Genomic DNA, 19816 nt, shown 5'->3' on the forward strand with positions numbered 1-19816 from the left:
GTCACTCCGACCTAGATGAGCGAAATATTGGAAACTGATAAGATTTTATTGTGACCTGCTTCTGACGTTCCTGCGACCTGAATACATCCCCAATTCGTGATATCAAATCCAGCAGGGTCTCCATTTCGATAAACCGGCACGTCGCTGCTTACGAATCGGCAGGCGAATCCCAAGCGGCGGCGTCGAGACCGATTTGGCAGGGACTTATGAAAAACTAAATTATCGAAAAGCATGCAAGATCCCGGTGGCACAGGAACCGTAACGGCGCTCGAAGGATCTAGCCGACCATCGTATGCCGCCCTTAGACCGAGATTGTGAAAGCCCTCGCCGCGCGGCGCCTCAACATAATTTAAAGGTCCAAGCGCATTGGATCCGGGCGCGAATACTAGAGTTCCGGACTCCTCCGTCGCATCATCAACGGCGATCCAAGCGGTGACATTCAAAGGAAACTTCTTCAGATTATCCTCTCGACTTAACCCTATTGATGGGTACAGCCCTTTCAAATCAACCGCTGGGCGGATGAAATCCATCCCTTGATGCCAATCAATTTCTGTAAATCCTGCCTCCGCAGTATCCGCAGGCGGCTTATGAAATACCGTGGAACGCCAGAGTAGGATGTTGTCACCAAGAATCTGTGTAAGACACGAAATCAAGTTTGCGTTCAAGCACAATTCGAGCACTGCGCGCGAGTAAAGATGTACGTCGCGGTTGCAATGGATTCCGTACACACTACGACTTTGCTCGCTTTCCGTGAGTAAAGCATGCGAAATCGAATCCGCGTTTTTCGACATTTCCGCGGCAGACACTATTTCAACTGGGCCTACATAACCGAGTTTTCGGAATTGGTCTAGCTGTCCTGTGCTTAGAGCCACAACTCCTCCGAGTTCGAATTATTCCAGAGGCTCAAACAGTATTGAAATCCGACGTTATCTTCGATAAACAACAGCCCTCTGTCGGTTGTTTAACCTAGAAGGTCCTATACGACGGAGACATTCGAGATGCCTGCGGCGATTCGCTTGGCCACTAGATCTGCTCGCTTCAGCAGTTCGTCTCTACTCCAATTATGCTTTTTCATCAACGCGTTCGCTTTGTCAACGTCGTTGAGTGCTTCGATTAGTTCGAGCACATTTACATCAGGTAAGTTGATGTTGTCATGCTTAGATCCGCTTTGTGACATTTTCATTCTCCATACATTTTATCAGAATTTACTGCTGGTACGGTCGACACCGGGGCATGCAGGCTTACGCTGACACAGTAGGTGATGTCGAGCGTCGAATCAAGATCGAGTTGCAGCTTTTGTGCGGAACCTACTTGCGGTAGTGAGAGAGGCGTTCTATACCTATGCAAGACCTCGGGTGACAGTGCTATGAGTGACTGGATTGACGCAGTGCACACGTGTGACATGGAGCGTCGGAAAGCTGCCGAAGATTTTCGACGCCATCCACTCAGACTGTTGCGACGCGCCAGCTTTCTGCGACCAGAGAGGGCTCTGCTTATATCGGCTTTTCTGAATAAAACCAATGTTGGTCAGCCGGTCTGTGCGTTGAAGAATCCGGGACAGCCCGTATGTGCTGGTGGGCGACTCGTTGCGCAAAGCGAGTGGAATGACGCGCGGATCGAAAATCGTCTTTTTCGTTTTGAGCGCATTGCACCTTCGTCCTTCCCAGACGCTCGTGAGATAATCCTATTATCGATAATTGAGGAATTATGTGGACATACATTTCGCGAATACATACAGTATATATGCAATGAGCGTTTGGGGCCGTTCCATTTTGAAGGACATCGAATGCGGAACAGTGACTTCGTGGCAGCCCATACGGATGCGCGAGCGGGTCGACGCATAGGCATAGCGATATACTTCTCTCAGGAGTGGGACGCGGAAGATGGTGGAGAGATCGTTTTTAGGGGGCATCATGGAGAGCAAGTTGTACTGACACCGCAATTCAATTCGTTGCTCGTTTTTGATGTTAATGCGCACCGCGATCATGAGGTGAGCGTAGTGCGGGGTCAACGATCCCGACTATCTATAAACGGATGGTGCATGACGGCTACCGATGACATAGATCAACGGCCGTTTCAGGAGCATCGTGATGATCTGGATCAGCGACTTTCGCCTATTAGAACCACAATTTCTATTTAACGACTTTCGACCGTATGAGAACGGTATCGATTCCGATACTCTTGCGAAAGCCTTTAGCGCACTTGATCGCGAAGTTTTAAGCTATCTGTACGCACACATCAATCCTACGCTTCTTCGCAGCATCCCAAAACTGTCTCTAAGACCTTCGCAGCAAGATTTGATAGACGCTCAAATTCGCCTTGTTGCGACTTATTTCTGGGAACTTGCATATCGGAAGTACCCGGAGCAGTATGAACAGTTTTCGAATCTTCAACGCTTCGCGCTTGATAGATTATTTCCGCGGTCAAAGTTCATCGGAAAGATAGTACTCGACATAGGATGTGGCACTGGAAAGTTGCTCGACTATCTCGCTCGAATCTCAACCTTTGTTTTCGGTATCGACCCGTGCGGGCCCATGCTTGAGGTAGCTCGCCGCAAACATGCGGCTTCATCGAATGTTTCAATCGAGAAAGGTGGTTTCGCAAATATCCCATTGCCAGATAGATCGGTCGACGTTGTGGCGTCGAATATGGCATTCCAGTATCACGAACGCAGCGGCGGGATAATTGGCTTGCATGAAATGAAAAGGGTGCTTCGACCAGGTGGCGAGATAAGACTGGTGGTCGGCAATCCTACGACGCAGGATTTTTTGCTTCGCTTAGGGTTCAGGGAACGCTTTGTTCCGCACGGTTTAATTATCCGAGAAGACTGCGATTCCGATGTGACGGTCAAGTGTATGTGCGCTCTTGCATTACAGGGATCAACACATCATTTGAATGTTTCTCGTCATTACCTCTCCGCCGCAGGCGAGTGGCGGTTCAGCTGGACTTTGAGTAACATATGGGCCTGGTTGCGCGGCACCCCATACAGGCAACTGTTCCATCAAGGCAAGCTTCACCTCCCGAGCGGCCTCGCGGTCTATACTTGGAAAGATGGAGCTGATAGATAGATATCGACGTTCTTTTTTTATGCGATACAGCGAGAGACGTCTACTTCCGAACACCGACGGATAAAAGTCTTTTTGAGGCACCGGTGAAAGCTACGCCCGTTTCGTCGCAAGCTTTATAGTTCTCGAGATTCGCTAATTCGAATAAGTTTGTCATCTCTGGAACCCCATATAGACGCACAGAGTACTCAGATCGAGTTATTCGACGATCTCGAACAACCGTTCGCATCACACGCGAGCGCTCGGTAAGCGCATCGTACTCGCGTTCTTCAATCAGCAAGTTGCCCTCACGTTCTATAAGACCGACAGGATTCCAGTTTTGCAATAGCCACGCACGGGAAGGCTGTTCGATAAGAACTTTTCCCCCGGGACGGACTGCATCTACAACCCGCCGCAAGACCTGTAAGTTAACCTGGTCGCCGAAATACCCGAATGATGCGAACCACATAATTGCAGCATCGAATTTCATGTTCGGATTAAACAAACGCATATCGTCGACGCAAAACTCGGTGTTTAGTCCAAGCTCTGTGGCTCTGCTTTGAGCGCTGGATATGCAGGCTGGCATCAGGTCGATTCCAGTAACCTTGAAGCCTCGAAGCGAGAGTTCGGCCGCGATGCGCCCGTCTCCGCATGCTACATCGAGAATCGACGCATGATCTTCTAAGGCAAGCACGCGTTGAATAACCTCAGCTTCAATTGCGTTCCTCTGACTTGTTAAGCCAATTTCGCTGAAATAACGATAATCGTCACCGAACACCGCATAAGCGTCGAAATCTTCTTCTTGAATCCTGGTTTCACCCATTATCGGTCCCCTCAAGGCCCTTTTGTAATTCGTAGTTGCGTTCCGGATGGTTGAAGTTCGAGTGACTAAGTTTTGAGGTAATAGCGTCATTGCATCGGATATGTACGCGTTGCAAGTGTCTCCCCGCACCTGCGGGGAAAGATCTTCGACCATGGAGAATCGCATGATTATTAACTAGAACAATGTCTCCGGCGCTCCAAATATGCGTATAACAGTGTACTGGAGTTGATAGCTGCTCGACCAACGAAAGTAGAGTGGACGTGACGTCGCGGCCGCTTTGATCCCTTGCAGCGATTTCTATTGAGTCATTTCTCCAACCATCGTCCGCTATATTTGCAACCAGCCGAATGGTTTCAAACGTCGAATACATGTCTCTTGCGATGAGCGGTATCGTACGTGCCGACCCGTCGCTTAGCTGATAGATCACTGTAGAGGCCCTGAGCGTCTCTTTGGTTTCCTCCGCGAGTAGTTGAAAAGATCGGACAGTGTCAACATACAAGCCCTCTCCGCCACCGCCACGCAGGGAAGAGCGGTGACAACGAAGCATCACAAGATCCGGGGCCTGTGAACCAAGTGCGCCATCATAGTGCAGTGGAACTGGTGCACTTGAAAATAAAAAGGATTCGAATTGGTTATCGATCTCGCGAATATCGACTATAAGACTAGTGCCTTGTGACATCGGTTCGCCGATAGCCGACGCCAAACGCAGCAACTCGTCAGAGCTTAGTTCTCCAAGTCCGTGCAAGATAAGGAGACGGTATTTTCGGGTCCAAGAAGGAAGTTGTGCGAACACAGCACGGCTCAGGTGTGCGATAGAGATCTCGGCTCCAAACGGAGCAAGAGCTCTTAGATACGATGCTTCTCTCTCGGCCATAATCACCTCCTTTTTTATGGTCCTTCTCCAGAAGTGAAGCGGGCATTCTGCGTGCGGCGGCGACTACGAATTTTCGAGAATACGGTGTTTGGATTCGAAACCGATTGTCCAGTCGGACCGCCCGTCGGAACGTTGAGAAAGGATCCCGGGGAGAGACGCCTAGGATACTCCCCGTTTAAACGATTCTAGTGCGGAAGTTGCGCGGGTCAAGAATACTCTGCAGTTGCGTAGGAAGCTGAAATGCTTCTGTCTGGTGCCCCAAAAGGCGTGATTGCGCCCTATTGACCCGTTCGCAGTTTGTAGTCGCCCGAACAATCCATATCGCCTCCCCGACGGAAAAACGATTGATCGCCTTCCCGCGCGCGCAGTTGCTGTCACGCGCCCTGCCAATCTGGAAGGAACCTTCGTGAGGATAGAAGGTGCCTACAATCGACGCGATATGGTGTTCGACTGCACGCGACTGCAAGCACCCGCGTTGGCGCAGAACTTTCGGTGCGTCAGACGGATCGTGTGGCAGATAGCGCTAGTCATTCTTTTTGCTTACCACAGCTTCACTGCCTTCGCAATAGGATTGATGCTCGATCTATGGGACCACCCTTGGAGATTTGACAGCCTCTATGGGAGAAGCGTTGACACCGCAGCTGAGATACGCGCAATGAAGGTGATCGAGCGAACGATAGACTGTGCATTGTGGGCTGGCATAATAATTGGATGGTTTTTCTTCGTACTTTCGCTTTCCTGCCTAACAAGAATAATCGGTCGATCGATATCTTGGCTGATCAGTTACCCGCGGCGAGGGTTGAAGACCGAGAGGAGCAGGCAAAAGCCATCGGCGTCGGTCGCGCAAGGTTGAGCGCGCAAAGGAAACACGAGGTCGCGCGTCCCTGTTATCGCCGCTTGTATTGGAGTTTCCGAACGCCTTAGATGACGCTCGGATGAGGCGGCGCTACGCCTCATCGAGACTTGCGTCTCAGATCCGAGAGCGGTTCGGCGACCACTTCGCGCCCGTGGATCATCGCTTCGGAGTAAGCGCGCGTAGATCACGTGTCTTGCGCGAGACGACCGGCTGTGCGTTAGGCGTTGGATGCGGCGAGATGCCAAGACAACAGGGCGTCGTAGTCGTCGGCTTTTCTGCGACCGGCTGTGACTTGAACAGCGTGACAAACTAACGCACTTTGCATGTGAACGGGTGCTCGTCGAAATGCTTTTTCTTCGCCAGGACGGCTTACGAGGAAATTCGAGAGCCCCGACAACGGGAAGTCGCCGGCGCTTTCTGGCACCGAGCCAAGGACCGTGTCTTTCAGGGCGCTCAGCACGGTCTTGATGGCCTTTACATCGAGCCTCGTTGCCTCGTTGGCTTGCTCTCGCGTTCGCGCGTCGCCACTTTGCTGGCGCCACAGCGCCTGCAACCTGTTGTCCCCAGACGCTTCCTTCCGCGATCTGAAGCTGGCGGCTTTCAGTGGCGGAGCCGCCGTTCGTACGACCGCTCCTTGAGCGAGCCGAGCGGCAACAAATGGCCGACTGCAGAAGCAGCCCGGACGCGCGCCGTGCCGCTAGTCGAGCCCTCCTCGGTGCACTCACGAGATGGCGGGAGCGCTCAACAGGCCCTTCCGATATATTCACGCCACGCCTGAGCGTACAACGTTACGCCTTGAGGGCGGCCAGGGCAGAAGTCTGGGCGAATGGGATAGGGAGCGACCGCTCCGTCGAATTTCTGTGCTCGCAAAACTTGTAATCTGCTTTGCCGTCCACCACCCCGGACCGTATTGCCAGCTTTAACATCTTTAACACCGCTTTAACATTGCTTTAACATCGTCGAATTAGCTCAAAGGCCCGCCAATAAAGGACTTTCGGTAATTGGGGCCATGTTAAAAACTTTAACATTTTTGGTTGGAGGGAAATTTTTTCTGCGCGTGAGAGAACGGTCGGTGTCCGCGTTGAAAGGTCTGCAGACTTCAAGTGCCCCTTCCCCCCGCTCAACATGAGCCGGCTTGTCCAAAGCGTTCTGTGACCACTGCTGCGGTCCTGTGTGCATGACAGCCGACGCATGCGATTGAAGCTATTGGTGAATCGCGGCAGTTTTCGGAACGCCGCTCTGCCTGCTACAACACGGAGCAACGAGGTTTCTGACGACGACCCTTTCGCGTTAGGCGGCGGCGTTTGTAGTGGACCGTCATTCCCGACCTTCTTCGCAGCGCTCCCGGTGCTCACGGAGAAAGCCCGCGCGTTGATCCTGTCTAAACCCCGCGGCATCGTGGTGACGTGGGAGTCATTAAGCGTGCAGCCCGAAGTTGCGTGGTGACGGCTGTGGCATCGCTCGATGAGTCGCGCTTTTACTGAAAGCGAATCGGAACCGGTCCGGGTGATCGCCGACAGTCTGGAACACTCCCACGGCTGGTCGGCGCCGAAGGCTCATGCGCTTTCCGTTGGACGCTCTTAGCATAGTGGACGGTCTTCCTATGGGTCGTAGCAGCGTGCGCTCCAGCCGAATCAAAGGGACGAGATACCACCGCCGACCGAAGGAAGCGGGGTGAACGATAGCGATCCATCCGGTAATACCGACAGATCGATGCCGATCAGCCGGCATTCGGTAATGCCGAATGTGCTGCCCTGATACGCGCAGATCGAGCGATCGTCTTTGAGGCCTGCGTTGACGTACATCTCGGGACTGGAGAAATCAATGACCTTCTCGAAATCGGGCTGAAAATGCTGCATGTCGCCAGGCTGTTTGATCGACTGATCGAGCGAGCCGGAGAAGAAATGCAGCATGCCTAGCGTCACCGAGCTCAGGATCACTCGATTGCCGAGGCTCGCGATCGGCTGGACGCCGTAATGCACGTATCTGAAACCGAGTTGCGCACCGCCTCGAACGCCACCGCCGAACAGGAACGAGCCAACTTCGAGCGACAGTCGTCGACGACCTTCGACCAGTGCCCAGCTGTTGAGATAGGAAATCGCACGCGATGCGATGACGAGTTCGTATCCGGCCTGCCCGATGCTCGCAACGGTCAGGATCGCCATGCCTGCGGTGAGTGCGATTTCAGTCGCGCTGCTGCGCCCGCCGCCGCCGAGCACGATCGTCTGTTCTGGCTGGGTGTTATCCAGTGTCGGTGCACCCGACACGCTCTCGTCGTACGGCTTCATGCGAGTGAGTTTCCACTCGCTGTCAGGCGGATCGGTAAGTACGTAATGACGCTTGCTCTTCACATTGCCGCTGGCGTCCGTGAGCGTGACGACGAAGCCGCGCGACGACGTTCTCAATTTGCATCCTGCCCCGGCACTGGCCGAAGCTTCGCCGCGAAATGCGATGTGCTGGATCTGTTTGCCGTCGGCGGCAGGCGGAAGACTTTGCGTCGTTCCTGCCATAGTCGTTGACGGAATCGAGTTAAGGAAAGGAAGGTTATAGGTGCTCTGATACAACTGCAGATACGGCTGATACGACTTGTCAGAAGTGATCTTCGAAATATAGCTTGTGTAGTAATCGGCTATGTTGTTGTCATCGTCTGCGCCCGCGTCGTGCCAACATTTCTGAAAGCTGGTCGGAAAGGACACGTCCACTTTGTACGGCGAGAGATTGTTGAGCATTAGCAATGCGTCTACGCCAGCATGAGCTTGGGGCGCGACCGTCGCACCGGCCAGTGCGATCAGCACGGCACACCGCATCGAATTGAGCTGTTTCATAGTTTTTGAACGTTGCATGGATAAGCTCAGAGAGTCGGTTTGAACGCGATTGCCGTCGGCGAAAGAATCGCATCACCGCTCGCGATTTGGCACGACAGAACGGAGCCGTCGCTATTAAGCGCACATACGCCGATCGCGTCTCCAGTGATGCTCGAAAGATAGAGACTCGAGCCATTCACGGTGAGGCCTCCTAGCATTCCCATACCGGGATCGAGCGAAGTAGTCTGGCACGCGGTGAAGTTACCGCTTGAATTGACGGTGCAAGCGTAGAGCTCGGGCCTTGTGCCATTCGTCACATATGCGTGTCCATTTGCGATCGTAAGGCTTGAGAGGGCAGTGGAGCCCGTGAGGCTCCCTACCGCGCCCACAGTACAATTTCCGAGAGAACCAGCCGCGCCTGGCGCGCAACGCGTGACAGTGCTGTTGCCGGAATTCAGTACGAAGACGTGCTTGTCCCACAGCGCGATCGACGACGGGTAGGAGAACGTGCCGCCGCCGTTCTGTGCCGAACAGCCTGACAGTTTTCCCTGTCCGTCGACACTGCAGCCTATGATGTTGCTCGAGTTGTCGCCGATGTACACGCTTGTGCGCGTCACCGCGATGCCCATTGGCATTGTCAGAAGGCCGCCAACGTCGGACGCGACGCAATTGCCAGGCGCGCCATTGGCATCGACGACGCAGGCATCGACGGCCTTTTTTGCGATGTCGAGTAGGTAGACGCGATCATTCGACCACGAGATACCCGCAAGGCTCTGCAGGGAGTCGTCTGGCACGACGAATCGGCACTGAGAAAACAGGCCCGATGCTTCGGTGATACACGAGGTGACTGAATTATCCCCATTCGCCGCGATCATGAACCCTGCTTTGCTCGCGGGTGTCGACGCATCAGAGGGATTGTTGCTATCGCCACATCCGGCGATGAAAGCCGCAGCCGCGATGCAGACGGCGGTGAACAAACGAACTCGATCGATCATGTCGCATTGCCGAAGAAAGAATGCCAACTCTAACGGCAACATTTCAGAAATCTTAACGTCCAGTTGCGATTGGGACACGGAAGGTCCGATTCCAGCCGACAATGTCGGAGTTTGAGCGACTGCGAAGATTTACTGGACCTGTGTCGAGCCCCGAATCAAGCGTTTCGTGTTTATTTGCAAGATGTCGCACGAAGGTTTTCAAGGGCGTCCGCGCTGCGTTCATGCGGCTGCTTGGAATACTGGATGACGCTTTGGGGGAGGGGGGGTGAAAAGTATGGGGCGAATTGGCTAGGGACCGACCGTTCCGTCGAATTTTTACGCCCGCGAAATTAAAAACTCAGGAGTTGGCCGATGAGTGGCGTTGCCACGGTTCCAGGCCGCGGCAGAAAACCTAAGCCGACGGCGCGAAAGATTGCTGCTGGCAACCCCGGCAAACGCCCTTTGAATAAGGAAGAGCCGGATTTCGGCGCCATCGCGTTGAGACGCCTCAGGCCGCCGTGAACCGAATTGCATCCGAAGTGGGTGCATCGCGCGCGCAGCGCAAGCCGGCCCGAAGCGTGGCCGCGCGGGCCGCTGCGATGAACATGCGAAACCTGTACTGACACCGCCTCACCTTTCGATCGACGCGTTCGCGCCTGCAATCGAGCACCGCCGCCTTCGGGCGGCTTTTTAATTGGAGAAACCGAACATGAATATCACTGAACTTCGCCGCGAGCGTGCCGGCATCAATCAGCAGGTGCAAGCGCTGGCTGCGATCGAAGCAGCCGGGACGGCGTTGTCGACCGAGCAGCACACCGAGTTCGCAAACCTCAGCACAAGATTCAGCGAGCTCACGGCGCAGATCGAACGCGTCGAGGCAGCCGAGCGCATGGCTGCCACCGCAGCCGTTTGTGTCGATCCGACGCCGGCGGCCGTCGCCTCTCCGGCCGGGTCAGCCGCATCGAGCCTTCCGGCCCAACCCAAAATCCCGGAGGTGAAAGGCGCAAAAATGGCGCGTATGGTGCGCGCGCTGGCTGCGGCGCGCGGCGACGCGCAGCTCGCATCGAAGCTTGCAATGGAGCGCGGTTTCGGCGAGGAAGTCGCCATGTCGCTCAACACGCTCACGTCGAGCGCGGGCGGAGTGCTGGTACCAACAAACCTTTCGAGCGAGGTGATCGAGCTGCTGCGGCCGAAATCGGTTGTTCGTAGGCTTGGCGCACGCACTCTGCCGCTCTCGAACGGCAACATCACGATCCCGCGGCTCAAGGGAGCCGCGGTGGTGGGATACATCGGGTCCGATAGCAATATCGGCGTGACAAACCAATCGTTTGATGACCTAAAGCTGACGGCGAAAAAACTCGCTGCGCTGGTGCCGATCTCCAACGATCTCATCAAGTACGCGGGCGTGAATCCGAACGTCGATCAGATTGGAACACCCGTCGCTGGAGCGAGGCGTGCATCGGGACGACGGCTTGAGGTCCACGCATTCCGTCGTCGGTGGTCGACCGGTAGTTCGAACATGGCTTTTCTGAAGGAAGAGTGCATCCGGTTCTGCCAGATACTCGTGCTCAGGCGACGCGCCGGAGTTACGTGGGCCGTCCCTAGTCGCGGCAAAGGTGCATGTGGATCTTCAACCTGCTTGCATGGAAGATGCAAGCAGGTTATGCTTGCACAAACTCATGCAAGCACGGGGGTCGTGATGAAAGACGAATCAAAAGTGTCCGGTGGTATCGCAAGGGCGCAGGCGCTTACACCTGCGGAAAGAAGCGCCATTGCCCGAAACGCGGCCCTTGCTCGCCATGGCAGAGCGTTTCCTAAGGCAATCGCCGAAGGTTTTCTTCAAATGGGGGACCTTAGGCTTCCGTGCGCTGTGCTGGATGATGCCGACAACACCCGCGTCCTTACGCAGGAGGGTTTCCTTAACGCTATCGGACGGGCCGGGAAAGCAAAGGGCGGAGAAGGCGCGTCGATCGACGGAAAGCCCGCCTTCCTCCGCGCTAAAAACCTGGAGCCGTTCATTTCCGACGAGCTTCTGGCATCGATGACGCCGCTTGAATTCGCGCCGTTGCGGGGACCGGGCTACGAAGGACGCGCCTTCGGATATCGCGCCAGTTTGCTTCCCGGCGTCTGCTGGGTCTATCAGGATGCGATGACTGCCTCCGAACTCTTGCCTAGTCAGATGCATATCGGACAGGCTTGCAGAGCGTTGTTGAAAGCCCTCACCAACTATGCCATCGAAGATCTGATCGACCAAGCGACCGGCTTCGAGGACCTTCGCAAGCGGAATGCGATCCTTAAGATCATCGAGCAGCACGTCCGAAAAGACGCTTTGCCTTGGGTCAAAATGTTCGACGTTGATTTTTATCGGCAGATTTATCGGCTTAACGGCTGGAATTTTGATCCGGCCAAGACTGCTCGGCCGGGCGTCATCGGGCATTGGACTAATGATATTTACGATCGTCTCGCGCCGGGTGTCAGGCCCGCCCTTCATGATCGGGTACGTCGCAACGCCAATGGCCGGCCGACACAAAAGCTAACGCAGTATCTGACACCTGAAGAGGGAAAGCCCCGCCTCAGAGAACTGCTTGAAGGCGTGAAAGCCCTGATGCGTATTTCCATTACGTGGGAGGAGTTCACGCAGAGGCTCGATATGGCCTACCCGAAGCTGAATGATACCCTTCAGCTTCCGTTCGACGCAGAGCCGTTGAAGTTGAGGAGTAACTGACGGTAAGGAACAACGAGAGGGCCCCAGCGTCAATTGGTGAGCCCTTACATTGCCTCGCCTTTTTGGCGCTGAAGACGAACTGACTACTTCGCCGACTCGACAAAGGCTTTCAGGTCGGCGAGGCGATGATCCCAGAATAAAGCCACTTCCTTGTCGTTCTGCACAATCCCAAGGTTGGCTGCGCTGAAAACACCACTTACTACGGCTGCTGCGATCAGGTTGGCACGGCCGATTTCACGATGCCAGATGGTCGCTTTGCCCCCGGTGTCGTGAACGATCCTCTTGTACGAGTTCACGGACGAATTTGAGACTTTGCACTCGATTGCCATAATCCGGCCATCGTGGAGCGTTGCGACAATATCCGCTTTCGCGCCGGCGAGTGGGGTTTCACCCATGAACTGCCCCGGCTTTGGCGCGCGGGACGTATTGGGGATGTCATGCTTTTTGATTTGCTCGAAACCGATCGACAACAAGAGGTCTTTGACCTTGTTTTCCTGTCGGTCCTTGGCGTCGTTGCGGCGGAACGTCTCGACCTTTCGCGCCGCGACCAAAGCGGACGATGCCACAATCGCAGCCGCCCTCTCTTCGGGCAGTGGATCGCGATTTTCATCGATCCAAGGAAAGCGATGCGGATCGAGGATTCGAAACACAATGTCGCGGATGCGCATCGCGCTGTCGGGGTTCGCCTTCAACGTGCCCGGCGCAAGCGATGCTTCGGCCAGCGTCTTAAGATCATCCTCGGAAATCGGCGGCGCTGTCAGATAGCAGAATGCGCGGCGTGAATTATCATCGCGCATTAAATCGGCGATCACGTTCAAATCGAGTTGCGGCTTTTTCAGCTCTGGCAAGCGATCGACAATTTTCCCGAAAATTCCGGAAAACGTTTTGAAGTGCTGGGAATAAAGTTCTAGTGGTTCGTCCAACCGCTCATGGCGGAAGGCGCTTGTCGCAACTTCTACATCGTCTATCAGCTGCTGCGGGGTCCACTTCTGCGGTAACTTCATTCAATTCCTAGCCGGGGATAATGTCCGCTTCAATCCTTCGGCCCCAATCTAATGAGTCCGCTGGCGTCGGTCGCCCCCTTTTTTATGGAATCGTGATTGTGCAGGAAAGCGACGGCCTGGTCCAGCGTCTCGCTCGACCGGCTCCCACCCAAAGGGAGCGCTCGTCGATTAAATAAATAGCTCTCTCGGGATGAGAATGCGTTCAACTTCTTTTGGCTCGAACTTCGTCAAGCCGCCGGCGTAGGTGCGGCCGCTCTCGACTTTCACGTTCTCACGAAGCCATGCACCCAGGCGATCCAAAGCTCCAGCATCAAGCGTCTGGCGCGGATAGAGGCCATGCGCGATGTTGATATGCCGCGCGCCGCATAAGTTTCGCACAAAGGCCGGCGCGCGCCTCGCCATGTAGGTACAGATGATCGGCGCGGGCTCCCTCAGCCCCACGGCCCACCAGGCGCGGCGATGCTGCGCGATGTAGGACTGATCGGCACCATGCTGTTTCGCCCATTTAAGGAAGCGCCGCACAGCCTTCAATTCTTCGGGATTGTCCAGCTCGTCGAGATCGGTCGGCAGGTCGATAACTCTGCGCAGGGTGGACGCATCTTTCAAAACCTCGCCTGCATTGAGCAGGTCCTTGGCCTTGGTGATCGTCGCCTTCAGCACAGACGTGGGCATTCCCGATACGTTTTGCCCCGCGATCCAGACGGCATTTCCGCCCGTCACCTGGCCGCGATGCACGCGGCACAGTTCACCCAACTCGATATAGCCGGCCGGCGCCGCAGCGCCCGGCCGGATGATCGTCGACCAGCGTTTCGATTGAGACACGACGTCCCACGGTACTTCCGTTCCTGCAGAGAGGCAGTTCAGGCTGGACAACGTTTCGACTTCGCGCACCTTAAGCGTTTCCGGTCGACGACCGACATTGAAGCAGGCGATCGCGCCCGTCGTCGTCGCGTCGGAGAACGGCATCGCTTTCGGATTAAGGATATGCAGACCGACGCCGCCCAGCTCTTTCGCCAGGAGCGATCGAAGGGCCGAACCGTAGTTCACATCGAGCCACTCAGACGACGTAATGAACGCGCCCACGTCGCCATCCTTCGCCAACTGCAACGTCCTGACGAAGAAATGAATGTGCAGGCCGGCCAGCTTGCTTGCCTTGACGCCAAATTCTGCAGCAGCATCACCGAACCAGTCTTTCCAGATTGTGTCGATATCGTGATGACGGACATAGGGCGGATTGCCGATGAAGAGCGTTTGCCCTTTAACGGTAGGAAGCGAGGCCTGCCGGTAGTCGTCAACGATGACGGTCGCCCGTTTCTCCAAGCCCCGAACTGCCAGATTGGCGCGCAACATCAGCGCCGCCAGCGGATCCATTTCGATCCCGATCAGCTTTGCTTTTTTGAACTGTTCGCCGGCCGCCATCAGGAATCGGCCGCTACCCGTCCCTGGATCGACGATCCGGGTCGGTGCAGACGTCGACGCCGCCCAGTTGACCATCGACTGAATGATGCTCAAAGGCGTGTATGTTGCACCTTGGCTGCGGCGTTCCTCCGGCGATCGAATGACAGAGAACGCATCGCCGAGAGGATCTTCGCCGTCCTCGATTCGTGCGCGGACGGACGCAAGCAGCTGCGCGTCGGCGGCCCCTCTCGCGACACGCTTTAAGAGCGCGGCTTCGCCTTTGGACAGCGCCGTTGCAGAGCCGATCAGCGCGGCCGAGACCGCGGCCAGGTCCTTCTCCGTTTTAATTTCTTTCATCTTTTCGCTGCTGTTTGTATTGCTCCCACAGCTCGACGAATAAATCCTTGAGCAGGACGCCCCGATGGGACGCCTCCGTTTTCACCTCGCGCGCGATCGCCTGCGGAAGGCGAAATCCGACAATCTGGGTGTCTTCCGGCCTCGCACGGGTGCGGCGGGCTGGCTTCTTGGACAGGGTATTCATGGCCCATGATTCTGTCGACTAGTCGACAGCTTGTCAAATGTTTTAGCGTCTGTGCATGAATGCACTTGTGCAACAATTCTCTCGCCTCCATCAGAGGTTTTAATTCAACCGAACGACGTGGTAGTTACGCTGGATAGTAAAATGGAAGACCAACCGGAAACAGAATTGTTGTTCACAGAGGAAGAATGGAATGCGGCGATGCCCAGCCTCGTTACTGCAATGACCACCTATCTGCGGCCCTACCGAACGGCGGTCTTTGAGGATCTTGGTGATCATGGCCAGGGGTGGGGCAGCGGATCATATCTGCGCCTCGGCGACGCCGTGCACCTCCTCACTAATGAGCATGTCACAAGAGTAAGGCGAAGCGGGCGGCAGCTGGCCTATCAGTTCAACGGCCAAGATGATATTCGCCGTGTTGTCGGAAACCATCGCGAGTTTCCCGCGCCCCTCGATCTCGGCCTCCTGCCGGTCCATATGCCATCATGGGACAACGTTTCGAACGGCTCCAAAGCCATCACCATCGATCAGATTGCGATGGCGCACGCGCCGGCCCCCACGGAGGTGCTAGCCTTCGCAGGCTTCGCCGGCCAAAGAGTCAGCTTCAATTTCGGCCAACTCAACGCAGAATCCACCTGCTATCTGGCGCGGGAAGTCGAAGTCCCGGAGCATCATGACATTGATCCGCGCTTTCATTTCGCGCTCGTCTATAACCCAGATTTGGCGACCACCGTCGTCGGAAGTAGCCGATTGCCAACGCCGAACGGCTTCAGCGGCTCGACCGTCTGGGATACGGGTTTCGTCAGGGCCAAGATGAAGAAGCAGCTTTGGACGCCCGATATGGCGCGTGTGACCGGGGTCGTTTGGGGCTGGCCCTCCGGTGCGGGCTCTATCGTCGCGACGCGCGCCGAATATGTTCGATCGTTCCTGTTGGGCGCAGTTACCCCTCCCGCTATTCCGGACAGCACGGGAACGGCCTAGAGCCCCTTAAATCTTCATTCTTGTGGCGATCTAACCCCGCTTCTAGTCGCTGTTTATCGCGCTTCCGTGCAGGCTTTGAAAACGATCTCGAAGTGCCGCGCCCCGCTAAGGCACACGCATGCACGGGTGCTGTTTGCTTGGCGGCCGAGATCGAGTTGCCTTGTTGGCAAGTCACTTCGGAAAATCCGGGTTTGGCTGCATTACAAAGCGCCAGAGAGGCAATGTATCGCTTTTGTAGTCTTCTGAAATGTAAAGCGCGAACGCGGCCGGATCAGCTGCAACATCGAGCGCGATGGGGAGTTGTCCCTCGACTGTCATCTCGGCATAAGCCGACGCTACCAACGAACTGAGACGGCCGATCACCTCGAAGTGTTGCTCTCCGTGGGTCGTCACCGGTCTCGCCGTGATGACGACGCCAAGCAGCTTTCCGTCCTCGACAATGGCATCACTGGTGTCAGACCAGGTTCCGGACCGCATCAGTCTGAAAGCTATTCGCTGCTCCGTTGGATCAACGATCTCTTTGTCGCAGCAGAACATTTTAGCGCTGCGGATGATGAATTGGGCCTGGCCGCGATCGTTGATCGCGTCGGCCTCCGCGGGATCGGCCCGTAACTCGATCCGCAGTTCCGGCAAGGTCGCGATCACGACATCCCCGATTGAACCCATCTCATCTCTTGCTACCGCGTTCGGGAAAGTGACGACGAGACTGTCGCCTCTTTCCTGAAATGACTGTCGCGACATCAGGCACCAGCAGCGCCAGGCAGAGAAAAAGACAGCGAACTTTAGCGGCGTTGCGTTGATGTCGGCGTACCGCTCGAGCTGATCGACGTAGTCCCGCTTCAATGAGAACGGCCGTTCTAAGCCGTCACCGTGGTGGTTTTTGACCTCAACCAGCATTTGGCTGCGGTCCCGAAGCACCAGACGGTAGTCGGGGATCTTCATGTCCCCGTCGGCAGCGAACATATCGCCGGCATCCTCGGTTTTCACAATCAAACACTGCCCAAGTGCGCCAGCAACATGCGCGAACATGGCCTCTATCCGCTTTCCGTACAGCATGTTGGGGTTGGCCTGGGATGCTTTGAGCGACTTCGCGAACCCGTCGAGAAATTGTTTTTGATGGGCCTCGCTGTCTAACCTGTATCCCATCTCACGGCCGACGGCGGTGAAAAGATTGAGGGGTTCAAACTTTCCTGGGTTTCTCGCGATCCGCTTCATCTCTTTAGAGCCGTTTGACGTTGTTGTAATGCTCAATCATCAGATTGATAGTCCAGAATTATGAGCGTTCATCGCCATTTGGTGGAAGACAGGCGGTATAAATCGCCGCCCTTGGCAGCTTCAGTACTGGTCTTGAAAAAACCATGCGGTGCTCACGTTCGGCCAGGTCCCAGGTTGTCGAACGTACCGCGAGGTCGGTCCGCTTGCCGTCGATAAAGATCATGGTTTCAGACAGTAGCGGGCGCATCGGAGCGGATGAGCGGGCCTCAGCCACATTTCATAGCCGTGGTCTTTGTCCTGCGGCTGCTGTGCGGCTGTGCGGCTGTGCGGTGCGAGCGGTGCTACCTCCTTAAGGGCCTCCATGGCGCGCTCCAATGCAGATTTCAACGCCGAACGATTAGTTCGGAGGTGTCTGCGTGTACTTGGACGGCACGATGGAGAAATGGACCTACTTAAGCAGCGTCGCCTCGACATTGATACGGCGTCAGCTCTGCCGCAGAATGTGTAACATTGAACCGTCTAACGTCAGACTTCAGCGATGAATCGTCGACCGGCATTCGTTTTCGAGACTTGGCAAGCTGAGGTAGCCGTTGCACTAGCAAGGGCAGTCACGTGTTGTCGCAAATAGGCGACACTAACCATGCGACCTTCGGATTCGACTGCGCAGCAGAGCCATCGTCCGTTGTCGCTCGAGCGAGCCAACAAGCTGCGGGGGCAATTTTGGGGGCACCTCGCATATATGGGACTGATATGCCGTCGCGGAGAAAGGGCGCTAGCGATTAGTTAGGTTGTCCTCCTCACCACGAATCCAAAGGGCCTGTCTCAAACCCCAGGCCCTTTCCCATTTCTGCACCCATCTGCACTTCCCCAACCGGCTAAACTGATCGCCATACAAAACATGCGAGGCCCGCATGCACTTCGAAATCCGCGAAATCGACCACGTCGTCATCCGCTGCGCCGATTTCGACCGCATGGTGGACTTCTATCGCGTCGTATTAGGTTGTCCGGTCGAGAAGGAGCAGCGCGATATCGGCCTCGTGCAGATGCGCGCGGGCCGTTCGCTGATCGATCTGCTGGCCGTCGGCGCGAAAATCGATCGGCCGGAGAGCGGTCAGCCCGGCGCGGGTCGCAATATGGATCATCTGTGCGTGCGCGTCGAACCGTTCGATGCCGACACGTTACGCGCGCATCTCGAAAAGCATGGCGCGCGCATCGGTGAAGAGGCGCGACGATACGGCGCCGAAGGCTTCGGCCCGTCGCTCTATTTCTTCGATCCGGAAGGCAACATGATCGAGTTCAAAGGTCCGCCCGACGTCTGATGTTCAGGCCGCGCCGTCCTTCAAAACGTTCCAGCGGATCGCGACGGCGTCGGCAGTCTCGCTGCCTAGCGTGACGTCGCCGTCCTGCACCATCATCTGCAAACGCATCGTCCGTTCGGCCAGCTTGCCGAGCGCTTCTGCGATGCCATCCGCGAGCGACCAGACCGTCACGTTCTGCAACCGTTCGACCTTGCCCTTCACGCCGTTCCACCAGATATCCGCGGTCTTTCCCGCATACGCGATCACGATCACGCGCTCCGAGCGGCCACTCGCCTTCGAGATGCGCCGTTCGTCCGGCTGGCCGACTTCGATCCACGTCTGGATCTGCCCGGTGAGATCCTTTTGCCACAGATCGGGCTCATCCGTGTCGGACAAGCCTTTGCAGAATTCGAGACGCTCGTCGGCGAACATGCCGAACGCGGCGACGCGCACCATCATCCGTTCGTCCGTCTCCGAGGGATGGCGCGCAATGGTCAGGGAATGATCGCCGTAGTAGTGGCGATCCATGTCGGCAATTTGCAGGTCTGCCTTGTAGATCGTGGATTTGAGAGCCATTCAGCATCGGACGCCGGTCTTTCGGCCAGCGGAAAAGAATTGTCGAGATGGCGCGAGCGTTTGCGCGCGAAACCGACATTGTGCGGGGAATCGAAGGAAATTTGGAAGACGCCGACGCGCACGATCGTGCTTCGATCGCGGCGGAATGGATCGATGGCCTGTTGCCGACGATTAATTCACGGATAAATCCCGCTTCCGGCGCAATTCAATAATCGCGCCGGATCGTCGGCTGGATATTCTGCGAGGAACCGCTTATTGATCGATGAAACGATCCGCGGTCCACATACCTTGCGTGTCGCTATTTGAGGCGTTGACGAATTCGATGTCATGGCCCACCACGCGAATCACGCGAAAATGCGAATCGACCGGAGTCGAAATGCATTCGAAACCCTCGAAGAACTGCTGCATCTTCTGATGCTCGCCGGCTTTCGCGTGTTGATCGGCCGAATCGAACTTGTCCTTGGATAAGCAGCCATACGAGTTTGGCCTGAAAGTGAACGTCTGCTGAGGCTGAATAACGCCGTCCTGGGCTTGCGCTGCGGAAACGGTTGCAAACAAACCCATCATCGCGAAGAGAATACCGACGCGTCTTTTCATGTATAGCCCCCAAACGAAACCGTTTCGAAATTAGCTATGTATTTAAAAGCGGCTGACCGCAAAACTCATGCTAGTTGACGGAGGCAAAGTTGCAAGCATATGTTATGTG

The 19816-nt window shown here is 55.7% G+C and carries 17 protein-coding genes; 5 read left to right on the forward strand and 12 right to left on the reverse strand.

All coding sequences use genetic code 11. From position 1 onward, the window contains the following. Positions 1-11 precede the first annotated feature (11 nt). Positions 12-872, reverse strand: coding sequence for a phytanoyl-CoA dioxygenase family protein (locus tag NCS00_RS00495; protein ID WP_350029714.1), 861 nt, complete (start codon positions 870-872; stop codon positions 12-14). A gap of 914 nt (positions 873-1786) precedes the next feature. Here NCS00_RS00495 and NCS00_RS33450 point away from each other — a divergent pair. Together NCS00_RS33450 and NCS00_RS00500 are read left to right on the forward strand one after the other, a co-directional pair. Next, positions 1787-2140, forward strand: coding sequence for a 2OG-Fe(II) oxygenase (locus NCS00_RS33450; protein ID WP_350029717.1), 354 nt, complete (start codon positions 1787-1789; stop codon positions 2138-2140). Then, the gene (locus NCS00_RS00500) at positions 2091-3068 is read left to right on the forward strand and encodes a class I SAM-dependent methyltransferase (RefSeq protein ID WP_250438719.1); all 978 of its coding nucleotides are present in this window, start codon (positions 2091-2093) and stop codon (positions 3066-3068) included. The genes NCS00_RS33450 and NCS00_RS00500 overlap by 50 nt, the downstream gene beginning before the upstream one ends. Positions 3069-3108: 40 nt before the next feature. Here the strand turns inward: NCS00_RS00500 and NCS00_RS00505 are convergent, their stop codons facing one another. The 5 genes from NCS00_RS00505 to NCS00_RS00525 form a co-directional block, all read right to left on the reverse strand. Further along, positions 3109-3867 (reverse strand): class I SAM-dependent methyltransferase, encoded by a 759-nt coding sequence (locus tag NCS00_RS00505; RefSeq protein WP_250438721.1) that lies wholly within the window; start codon positions 3865-3867, stop codon positions 3109-3111. After that, on the reverse strand, positions 3860-4741 hold the full coding sequence (locus tag NCS00_RS00510) for a TauD/TfdA family dioxygenase (RefSeq protein ID WP_250438723.1): 882 nt from the start codon (positions 4739-4741) through the stop codon (positions 3860-3862). Before NCS00_RS00510 ends, NCS00_RS00505 begins: the two co-directional genes overlap by 8 nt. Positions 4742-5814: 1073 nt before the next feature. Then, on the reverse strand, positions 5815-6150 hold the full coding sequence (locus NCS00_RS00515) for an HU family DNA-binding protein (RefSeq protein ID WP_250438725.1): 336 nt from the start codon (positions 6148-6150) through the stop codon (positions 5815-5817). Between the two features lie 1081 nt (positions 6151-7231). Further along, positions 7232-8422 carry a hypothetical protein gene (locus tag NCS00_RS00520; protein ID WP_250438727.1) on the reverse strand — a complete coding sequence of 397 codons (1191 nt, stop codon included), beginning with the start codon at positions 8420-8422 and terminating at the stop codon, positions 7232-7234. A 26-nt stretch (positions 8423-8448) separates the two neighbouring features. Then, the gene (locus NCS00_RS00525; protein ID WP_250438737.1) at positions 8449-9474 is read right to left on the reverse strand and encodes an NHL repeat-containing protein; all 1026 of its coding nucleotides are present in this window, start codon (positions 9472-9474) and stop codon (positions 8449-8451) included. A 610-nt stretch (positions 9475-10084) separates the two neighbouring features. Between NCS00_RS00525 and NCS00_RS00535 the strand changes: the two genes are divergently transcribed. After that, positions 10085-12100, forward strand: coding sequence for a phage major capsid protein (locus NCS00_RS00535; protein ID WP_250438740.1), 2016 nt, complete (start codon positions 10085-10087; stop codon positions 12098-12100). Positions 12101-12183: 83 nt separating this feature from the next. Here the strand turns inward: NCS00_RS00535 and NCS00_RS00540 are convergent, their stop codons facing one another. The 3 genes from NCS00_RS00540 to NCS00_RS00550 all read right to left on the reverse strand — a co-directional run bounded on the left by NCS00_RS00540 (position 12184) and on the right by NCS00_RS00550 (position 15043). Continuing rightward, complete coding sequence (locus tag NCS00_RS00540; RefSeq protein WP_250438752.1) at positions 12184-13104, reverse strand: XamI family restriction endonuclease; 921 nt, start codon at positions 13102-13104, stop codon at positions 12184-12186. Between the two features lie 168 nt (positions 13105-13272). Then, complete coding sequence (locus tag NCS00_RS00545; protein ID WP_250438754.1) at positions 13273-14859, reverse strand: Eco57I restriction-modification methylase domain-containing protein; 1587 nt, start codon at positions 14857-14859, stop codon at positions 13273-13275. Beyond that, entirely contained in the window at positions 14846-15043 is a 198-nt protein-coding gene (locus NCS00_RS00550; protein WP_250438756.1) for a hypothetical protein, read from the reverse strand. The genes NCS00_RS00545 and NCS00_RS00550 overlap by 14 nt, the downstream gene beginning before the upstream one ends. Before the next feature lie 141 nt (positions 15044-15184). On the opposite strand from NCS00_RS00550, the gene NCS00_RS00555 reads away from it, so the two are divergent. After that, positions 15185-16021, forward strand: coding sequence for a hypothetical protein (locus NCS00_RS00555; RefSeq protein WP_250438759.1), 837 nt, complete (start codon positions 15185-15187; stop codon positions 16019-16021). A gap of 171 nt (positions 16022-16192) precedes the next feature. Here the strand turns inward: NCS00_RS00555 and NCS00_RS00560 are convergent, their stop codons facing one another. After that, positions 16193-17236 carry a hypothetical protein gene (locus NCS00_RS00560; RefSeq protein ID WP_250438778.1) on the reverse strand — a complete coding sequence of 348 codons (1044 nt, stop codon included), beginning with the start codon at positions 17234-17236 and terminating at the stop codon, positions 16193-16195. Positions 17237-18147: 911 nt separating this feature from the next. Here NCS00_RS00560 and NCS00_RS00565 point away from each other — a divergent pair. After that, positions 18148-18555, forward strand: a complete 408-nt coding sequence (locus tag NCS00_RS00565) for a VOC family protein (protein WP_250438779.1) — start codon at positions 18148-18150, stop codon at positions 18553-18555. A 3-nt stretch (positions 18556-18558) separates the two neighbouring features. Here NCS00_RS00565 and NCS00_RS00570 read toward each other — a convergent pair whose 3' ends face one another. Together NCS00_RS00570 and sap1 are read right to left on the reverse strand one after the other, a co-directional pair. Next, positions 18559-19110, reverse strand: a complete 552-nt coding sequence (locus tag NCS00_RS00570) for a YaeQ family protein (RefSeq protein WP_033536561.1) — start codon at positions 19108-19110, stop codon at positions 18559-18561. 252 nt (positions 19111-19362) lie between these two features. Beyond that, the gene (gene sap1, locus NCS00_RS00575; protein WP_008352233.1) at positions 19363-19707 is read right to left on the reverse strand and encodes a surface attachment protein Sap1; all 345 of its coding nucleotides are present in this window, start codon (positions 19705-19707) and stop codon (positions 19363-19365) included. Positions 19708-19816 lie beyond the last annotated feature (109 nt).

Source organism: Caballeronia sp. AZ1_KS37, assembly GCF_023631165.1.
GTDB lineage: Bacteria > Pseudomonadota > Gammaproteobacteria > Burkholderiales > Burkholderiaceae > Caballeronia > Caballeronia zhejiangensis.